This window comes from Geodermatophilus sp. SYSU D00700, from assembly GCF_054050255.1.
Genome location: NZ_JBJGZA010000013.1, coordinates 102473 through 110081, shown reverse-complemented (window position 1 = coordinate 110081; position 7609 = coordinate 102473). Strand labels below are relative to the sequence as shown.

Below are 7609 nucleotides of genomic sequence, written 5' to 3'. Positions count from 1 at the left end.
GGGACCGCGCTCCGGTGATCCGCTCCTACGTGCTGCGGGCGGGACGACGACCGGGCACCGCGGCGGGGGGGGGGGCGGCGCGGGGGGGGGGGGGGGGGGGGGGGGGCGGCCCGCTCCGCCGGGCCCCGCGCCGCCGCGCCGCCCCCCCCCGCGCCCGCCCCCCCCCCCCCCCCCCCCCCCCCCCCCCCCCCCCCCCCCCCCCCCCCCCCCCCGCCCCCCCCCCCCCCCCGGCCGGGGGCCCGGGGCGGGGCGAGGGCCGGGTCGTGCCGGAGGACCGCCCGGTGCAGGCGCTGCAGCTCGGCGGCCGGGTCGACGCCGAGTTCGTCGGCCAGGCGCTCGCGGAGCGCCTGGTAGGTCGAGAGCGCCGACACCTGCCGCCCCGAGCGGTACAGGGCCCGCATCAGCTGGCCGCACAGCCGTTCCCGCAGCGGCTCCTGCTCGACCAGGTCCTGGAGCTCCCCGACCAGGGACGCGTGCCGGCCACAGGCCAGATCGGCCTCGATCCGGTCCTCGACGGCCTGCCATCGGTCCTCGTCCAGGCGGCGGGCGTACGCGCCGAGGGCCTCCAGCTCGGCCAGGCCCACCAGTACCGGTCCCCGCCACAGCGCCAGCGCCTCGCCCAGCAGGTCGGCCGCCTCGGCATGAGCCCCCGCCGCCAGGGCGCGCCGGCCCTGCTCGACCAGGTGCCCGAACCGCTCGGCGTCGACCTGTCCCGCGCCGGTCCGCAGGACGTACCCCGGGCCCTGGGTCAGCAGGACGCGCCAGTGGTCAGGGCCCGCGGCACCACGGGCGTCGTCCGGGCTCCGGACGTCGGGCTCGATGACCGCCCGCAGCTGCGCGACGTAGGTGCGGAGGACCGCCGGCGCGGTGCGCGGTGGCCGACCGTCCCAGGCGGCCTCGATGAGCTGCTCGTGGGGAACGACCCGGCCGGCGTGCACCGCGAGGACCGCGAGGACCGCCTGGGGTCGCCGGCCGCCCAGCCGGACGACCCGTCCGTCCCGGACGACCTCCAGCGGACCCAGGATGCGCACCTGCAGGTCGACCGGTCCCGCTGCAGCCGGCGCTGCTCCAGATGGCCGTGCCTCGTGTGCCACCGGCGGCTCCCCCGGACCGCGGACCCGGGAACGGCACCACCGCGCGAGTGTCCGACGCCACGGCTGCGCAGTGCCCGGCCCGACCTGTGCAACTGCTCTGCACGAGAGGCCGAGGCTAACGGCCGCCGGGATCGGGCGGAACACGCTCGACCACGTCCCCGCTCGCGTGCACGACGACGCGGTCCTCCAGCGGCTTGGTGTCGACCTTCGCCTGCTCCGGTTGCGGGCCGGCAGCGCCGACGGTGGCGACGGCCATCGCGGCGACCAGGACGACGCGGACCCGGCGGCGCACGGCGGCCTCCCGGTGGTCGTGCCGGTCCAGCGGATCTCACCGGGAGGCAACACCGGCCACGACGACGTCACCGGCGGCCGGCTGGGACCGGCCTGGGCGGCTCCGGCCCCGGCTCCCGAGAGGAGGACGGCGGACAGCAGGACGACGGCGATGCGGCGGATGCTCATGGCGTGAGCCTCCTGCCGCGGCGCAGAGCCGTCGCCGAGTCCGAGCGGCCCCCGCCGTCCTCGGCCTCTGCGACTCCTCTGCGGCCGCCCACGAGCCTGGTGAGCACCGGTGGGACAGGGTCCCGCCACCGGACCCGGGAGGACGCCGTGACCGCGACCCGGACGCTGCACCTGCTGATCGCCGCCGTGCTGGTGGTGGCCGCGCTCACGGCGGCCGTCCTGCTGGCGTCGCCGGTGGACCGCCCGGCGGGAGGTGCCGACCCGGCGATCTGCGAGCCCGGCGAGCCGCGCCCGGGGTGCTACCCGGCGGAGGCCTGAGGGTCGGAGCTCACGGGGGGGCCGTGCGCGTCCAGCCAGTCGACCATCGCCGACCGGGTGGCGGCGGAGAGCCGGTGCCAGTCGGCGAGCGGCACCCGCGGCACCCCGGCGGCCCGGCACGCGGCGGCCACCGCGCCGGGCGGCGCCTCGGGGTCCCAGGCCGGGTCCAGCACCACCGCCGGGAGGGCCGCCGTCGCGGTGAGCAGGTCGGCCAGCGTGTACCCCGGCCGGGCCCGCAGCAGCGGCTCCCCGCAGGTGGGCGCGGCCAGCACCATCCCGGCCGGCGGCACGTCCCCGGGTCCGGTGCCCAGGGCGGCCAGGTGCAGTGCCACCAGCGCCCCGGTGCCGTAGGCGGCGACCCAGGCCCGGTCGTGCCCGGTGGCCGCCGCCGCGACGGCGGCCACCGCGGCCGCGTCGGCGGTCATCCGGCCCAGCGGCGAGGAACCCGGCCCGGGCCGCTCGGCGTGCCGAGGGCCGCTGCCGACCGGGTCGTGGCAGGCGACCGCCCAGCCGGCCGCGGCCAGGAGCGCCGGCAGCGGCTCGGCCTGCTCGTACCCGGCCCGCCAGCCGGTCGCCGCGCACGGCGGGCCGAGCCAGTGCACCAGCCCGCGGCCGTCGCCCCCGCCCGGCGGGCGCAGCACGGTGACCGGCACGCCGTCGGGGGTCCGCAGCTCCCCCTCCCCCGCGACGCCGGCGGCGGTCCGGGCCGGGCCCAGCGCGGCGCGGACGGCGGCGCGCAGCTCCGCACCGCGGACCGGCCGCGGCCCCGGGCGCAGGCGGTCGGCCGGCCACGGGACCGGGGCCGCCTGCGCCGGCGCCCGCCCGGGACGGCGCGGCGGGCCGCCGAGCACCGACTGCGCCCAGTCCAGCTGGCCGGCCACCGCGGTCTCGTCGGCCCGGTGCCCGCCCGGGCGCAGCGCCAGCTCCAGGGCGTCGCCGCGGCCGAGCAGGGCCCAGGCCTCCCGCGCGGCGTCGACGGCGGCGCGGGCGGCCGGGACGCGCTCGACCGGGTCCTCGACCGCCACCGACACCAGCACCGGCCGCGGCGCGGCCAGCGCGAGCAGCTCGTGGGCATCGGTGGGCAGCCGGTGCTCCCGCCCGGCGAACCAGCGCAGCCGCGGGTGGTACCAGCCCGGGTAGTGCCGGGTGAGCAGCTCCACGCCCTCGCCGAAGTGCCGGTCGGTGCACAGCCGGGCGGGGATGGCGCCGAGGACGCCGCTGGAACTGGACACCACGCCGGCGAAGCGGTCGTCGAAGGCGGCGGCCAGCAGCGCGGTCTTGCCGTTGCGGCTGTGCCCGCCGACCAGCACCCGGCGGGCGTCCACCCCCGGCTGGTCCGCCAGCGCGTCGAGGACGCGGGACAGCGCCCACGCCCGCCAGGCCAGCCGGCCGGCGACGACCGAGGGGAAGACATGCTCGACGGCCTCGGTGTCGTCGTCGCCGTCCGCGGCCGACACCAGGCAGGCGCCCCACCCGCGGGCCAGCGCCGCCTCCGCCCAGGGCCCGTGGCTGGACTGCAGGAGGTAGACCGGGACGTCGCGGCGCACGCCGGCCGCGGGCACCGGCAGCAGCAGCCGCGCCCGCACCGACCAGCCCGCGCCGGCCGTGGACCCGCCGACCGTGAGCTCCCGGACCGCCACGCCGCCCGCCGTCCGCACGCGGTCCACGCGGACGGCCGTGCGGCCGGGCGCGGGCGGGAGGTCCCCGGTCAGCCAGCGGCGCCAGCGGGCGCGCAGCACCGCGCGCCGGGCCGGCCACCCACCCGGTCCCGCGGGGCCGGCGGGCAGGCCCTCGACCGGCGACCACAGGCCGGTGCGCGCCGGCAGCCGGGCGAAGTCCGGCGCCAGGCCGCCGCCGGCCGCGAGCCACGCCTCGAAGGGCCCGCTGGGCGGCAGCACCCCGGCCAGCTCGGCGGTGTAGCGCCGCCGGCGCGCCGCGGCCGACCGCCGGGCGCTGGGCCGGTCGGGCACCACCTGCGTCATGCGCCCGCACGGTAGGACCGGGACGTGTCCGCCGGGGTGTCCCGCGTGTTGCGTCCGTGCTGCGGCGGGCGGGTGGTTCGCCGGGGACGGAGCGCGGGCACAGGGGCGCTGTGCGCGTGCTGCTGGTGATCACCGACGAGGACTGGTACGAGGACGCCGGCTACGCGGCCGCCTGGGTGCGGGCGCTGGAGGAGCAGGGCGCCGAGGTCGAGCGGCTGGCCCGGATCCCGGACGACTGGCCGGTCACCGGCCCGCCACCGGGCCGCTACGACCTGGCGATCGCGCACGTGCTGGTCGAGGAGGTGGTGGCCTACGCACCCACCTTCGCCCTGGCCACGCTGCTCGAGGCGGCCGGCGTGCCCCTGCTCAACCCCGTCACCTCGCTGGTCGCCTCGGCCGACAAGCTGGTGACCCACGCGGTGTGGGCGGCCGCCGGCGTGCCGCAGCCGGCCGCGTGGGACCTGGCGAGGGTCCGGGAGTGGCCGATGCCCGGGCGGCAGATGGTGCTCAAGCCCTCCCTCGGCGACGGCGCCCGCTACGTCGAGCTGGTCGGCGACCTCGACGCCGCCCGCGAGGTGGAGGCCGGCTGGCGGGAGCACGAGGCGGCCGGCGGCCACCGGCGCGGTGCGTCGCTGCTGCAGGAGTGGATCGCCGAGCCGGCGTGCGCGCGGGTCTTCGCCACGCCCACCACCACCTCCCTCGTCTACGAGAAGTCCCGGGAGGCGGGCGCGCTGGTCACCCACGGGACGGTGTACCCGCGGGTGTACGAGGCGCCGCCGGAGATGGCGCAGCTGGCACGGCGGGTGGTCGCCGCGCTCGGCGGGGGCCTGATGGGCGTCGACCTGCTGGTCGAGCCGGGCGGCCGGCTGCTCGCGCTGGAGGCCAACGCGCCCTTCGGCTTCGACGTCACCGACCCGCAGCAGGGACGGTGGGTGGCCCGCGCCGCCCTGGCCGTCGCGGAGCGCGCGGCCGCGGAGCGCGCGGCGGCGGCCGCGTGAGCCCCGAGGGCGGGCTCGACGAGGCACTGCTGCCCGGTGGCGGCGACCGGGCGCACGCGGCGGCGGCGCTGGCCGCCGTCCGCGCGTACGGCCCCGGCGCGCTGGCCGCGGACGTCGCCCGCGCGGCCGCCGACCTCGGCCTGGAGCACGGGCCCGCCGGGGAGTCCCACCCGTTCACGGTCGACCCGGTGCCGCGGGTGCTGGAGCGGGCCGAGTGGCAGGAGCTGGCTGCCGGCCTCACCCAGCGGCTCCGGGCGCTGGAGGCCTTCGTCGCCGACGCGCACGGCCCGCGCGAGGCGGTCCGCGCCGGCGTCGTGCCGGCCGCGGTGCTCGACACCAACCGCCACCGGACGCCGGGCCTGCCGCCGCCGCGGCGCTGGATCGGCATGGCCGGCCCCGACCTCGTCCGCGGTGCCGACGGCCGGCTCGTCGTCCTGGAGGACAACGTGCGGACGCCGACGCTGCTGGCCTACGCCCTGGCCGCGCGCGACCTCGTGGCCCCCCGCTTGGGCGTGCAGCCGGGACCGGCGCCGGTGCGGGAGGCCGCCGTCGCGGCGGTGCGGCGGATGCTCGCCGCCGCCACCGACGTCCCCGACCCGGTCGTGGCCGTGCTCGGGGACGGGCCGCGCAGCGCGGTGGCCTGGGAGATCGACCGGCTCGGGGAGATGGCCGGCGCGCCGGTCGTGCTGCCCGCGCAGCTGACCCTGCGCGGCGAGGACCTCCTGCTGCCCGACGGTCGCCGGGTGGACCTGCTCTGGCGGCGCACCAGCGAGGAGCGGCTGACCGGCGACGACGGCCGGCCCAACGAGCTCGGCGAGCTGCTGCTGCGCCCCCTGCGGGCCGGCACGGTGACCGTGGTCAACGCCTTCGGCACCGGCGTCGCCGACGACAAGCGCACCTTCCCCTACGTCGAGGACCTGGTCCGCTTCTTCCTCGGCGAGGACCCACGGCTGCGCTCGCAGCCGGCCTACGACCTCGGCGACCCGGCCGTGTGCCGGGAGGTCCTCGACCGGCTGCCCGAGCTGGTGCTCAAGCCGCGGTCCGGCTCGGGCGGGCACGGGGTGCTCATCGGCCCGCGGGCGGACGCCGACCGGCTCGAGCGCGCCCGCGCCGCCGTCCTGGCCGATCCCGGGGAGTGGATCGCCCAGGAGCCGGTGGCGCTGTCGACCCACCCCACGGTCGTCGACGGCGCGCTCGTGCCGCGGCACGTGGACTACCGGCCGTACGCGTTCTGCGCCGACGACGAGACGGTCGTGCTGGCGGGCGGCTTCACCCGGGTGTCCCTGACGGAGGGCGAGCTGGTGGTCAACGCCTCGCAGGGCGGCGGCGGCAAGGACACCTGGGTGGTCGGCTGAGGAGGACGGCGCTCCGACCGAGGGTCGAAGTGCCCTGGAACGGCTCGCCCCCGCGGTGCTTGGCTGGCTGGTACGGGGGCCAGATCGGCAGGGCCGCCGCTGCCCGCGATCGCGGCCGCGGACCGCCGGTGCCCCAGGGCACGCGTCGTCGACGGGCCGGGTCCGGTGACCGCGGGCGCGGTTCCGGTGCCGTGCCCGACCGGCACCCCGGCGGCCCTCGCCAGGCCGTGCACCACTCCACGAGAGGCCACGCCGATGGGCACCACGCTGCCGGCCTTCACGCCGCTGGAGGACAGCCTGTTCGTGACGCTCGACTCCCGGGCACTCGACAGCCGCTCCCCGCACCCGATCCTGGGGGACACCCTCGCCGACGAGGTCGTCCGGGGGCTCGACCACGACGTCGGCCGGCGGCGCATCGACGCCAACCTGGTCAGCACCTGCGCACTCCGCGCCAAGCGCATGGACGAGGTGGCGGCGGGGTTCCTGGCTCGCCACCCCGACGGCGTCGGGCTCGACCTGGGCGCCGGCCTGGACACCCGGTGGGCGCGGATCGCCCCGCCGGCGACGGTCGACTGGTACGACGTCGACCTCCCCGCCGTGGCCGCCTTCCGGGAGTCCGCGCTCCCCTCGCGCGCGCAGACCCGTGTCATCGCGGCGGACGTGCGGGACGAGGGCTGGCTCGACGCCGTCCCCTCCGACCGGCCGGCCGTGGTCGTCGCCGACGGTCTGATGGGGTTCCTCGACGGGGCGGAGGTGTCCGCCCTGCTCGACCGGCTGGTCGGCCACTTCCCCTCCGGGGAGATCGCCTTCAACAGCTACTCCCGCTTCGCGGTCTGGGCGACCCGGCACGTACCCGGCACCAAGGCCGTCTCCGGGCTCCTCAGGTTCCCGGGCATCGACGACCCGCACGAGTTCGAACGCTGGAACCCGCGCCTGCACCTGGTCCGGGAGATCCTGCTCAGCAGGGAACCCGAGGTCGCCCTGTTCCCACCGCTGCTGCGCACGTACTACCGGCTGTCGTCGCACAGCACGGCCTGGTCCCGCAGGGGGACGATCGTCCTGCACTACCGCTTCTGACGACTCGGGTCCGCTCCCTGCTCGGCGAGGGACCGCGGCGGCGCTCCCGGCCCGCCGACGGGGCCGGTTCGTGCCCCGTTCGGCGCGCCGGCAGCCGTGCGCCAAGATGGCGGGCGTGTGACGGCGGTCATGCCGCCACAGGTCAGGCTCGGGGTGCGCCGATCCTCTCGGCCGCCCGGAGCCGCACGCCCCGGAGGCCGCCATGGCCACAGCCCCGGATCCGCCCTCGACCGTGCCGACGAGCCCCCGCGACACCGGCTCCCCGCCGCACCACTCCGGGGGACGCAGACCCCGGCCACCTCCGCCGACGCGGCCGCGCCGTCCGA

General features: G+C 79.2%; 8 protein-coding genes. 5 read left to right on the top strand and 3 right to left on the bottom strand.

The window, feature by feature from the left end:
- A partial coding sequence (locus tag ACI79V_RS12230) for an AfsR/SARP family transcriptional regulator (protein WP_456889593.1) occupies positions 1 to 1031 on the bottom strand: 1031 nt, incomplete at its 3' end.
- A 178-nt stretch (positions 1032 to 1209) separates the two neighbouring features.
- Complete coding sequence (locus ACI79V_RS12225; RefSeq protein WP_456889591.1) at positions 1210 to 1386, bottom strand: hypothetical protein; 177 nt, start codon at positions 1384 to 1386, stop codon at positions 1210 to 1212.
- An 18-nt stretch (positions 1387 to 1404) separates the two neighbouring features.
- Between ACI79V_RS12225 and ACI79V_RS12220 the strand changes: the two genes are divergently transcribed.
- Positions 1405 to 1560, top strand: a complete 156-nt coding sequence (locus tag ACI79V_RS12220; RefSeq protein WP_456889586.1) for a hypothetical protein — start codon at positions 1405 to 1407, stop codon at positions 1558 to 1560.
- A gap of 140 nt (positions 1561 to 1700) precedes the next feature.
- Positions 1701 to 1871: a hypothetical protein gene (locus tag ACI79V_RS12215; protein ID WP_456889583.1), complete on the top strand. Its 171-nt coding sequence runs from the start codon at positions 1701 to 1703 to the stop codon at positions 1869 to 1871.
- Here ACI79V_RS12215 and ACI79V_RS12210 read toward each other — a convergent pair.
- Positions 1853 to 3853 (bottom strand): glucuronyl esterase domain-containing protein, encoded by a 2001-nt coding sequence (locus ACI79V_RS12210; protein ID WP_456889579.1) that lies wholly within the window; start codon positions 3851 to 3853, stop codon positions 1853 to 1855. The genes ACI79V_RS12215 and ACI79V_RS12210 overlap by 19 nt on opposite strands.
- A gap of 116 nt (positions 3854 to 3969) precedes the next feature.
- On the opposite strand from ACI79V_RS12210, the gene ACI79V_RS12205 reads away from it, so the two are divergent.
- From ACI79V_RS12205 to ACI79V_RS12195, 3 genes are all read left to right on the top strand, one after another.
- The gene (locus ACI79V_RS12205) at positions 3970 to 4851 is read left to right on the top strand and encodes an ATP-grasp domain-containing protein (protein ID WP_456889577.1); all 882 of its coding nucleotides are present in this window, start codon (positions 3970 to 3972) and stop codon (positions 4849 to 4851) included.
- Complete coding sequence (locus ACI79V_RS12200; protein ID WP_456889575.1) at positions 4848 to 6206, top strand: circularly permuted type 2 ATP-grasp protein; 1359 nt, start codon at positions 4848 to 4850, stop codon at positions 6204 to 6206. Before ACI79V_RS12205 ends, ACI79V_RS12200 begins: the two co-directional genes overlap by 4 nt.
- 255 nt (positions 6207 to 6461) lie before the next feature.
- Positions 6462 to 7283: a class I SAM-dependent methyltransferase gene (locus ACI79V_RS12195; RefSeq protein ID WP_456889574.1), complete on the top strand. Its 822-nt coding sequence runs from the start codon at positions 6462 to 6464 to the stop codon at positions 7281 to 7283.
- Positions 7284 to 7609: the final 326 nt, after the last annotated feature.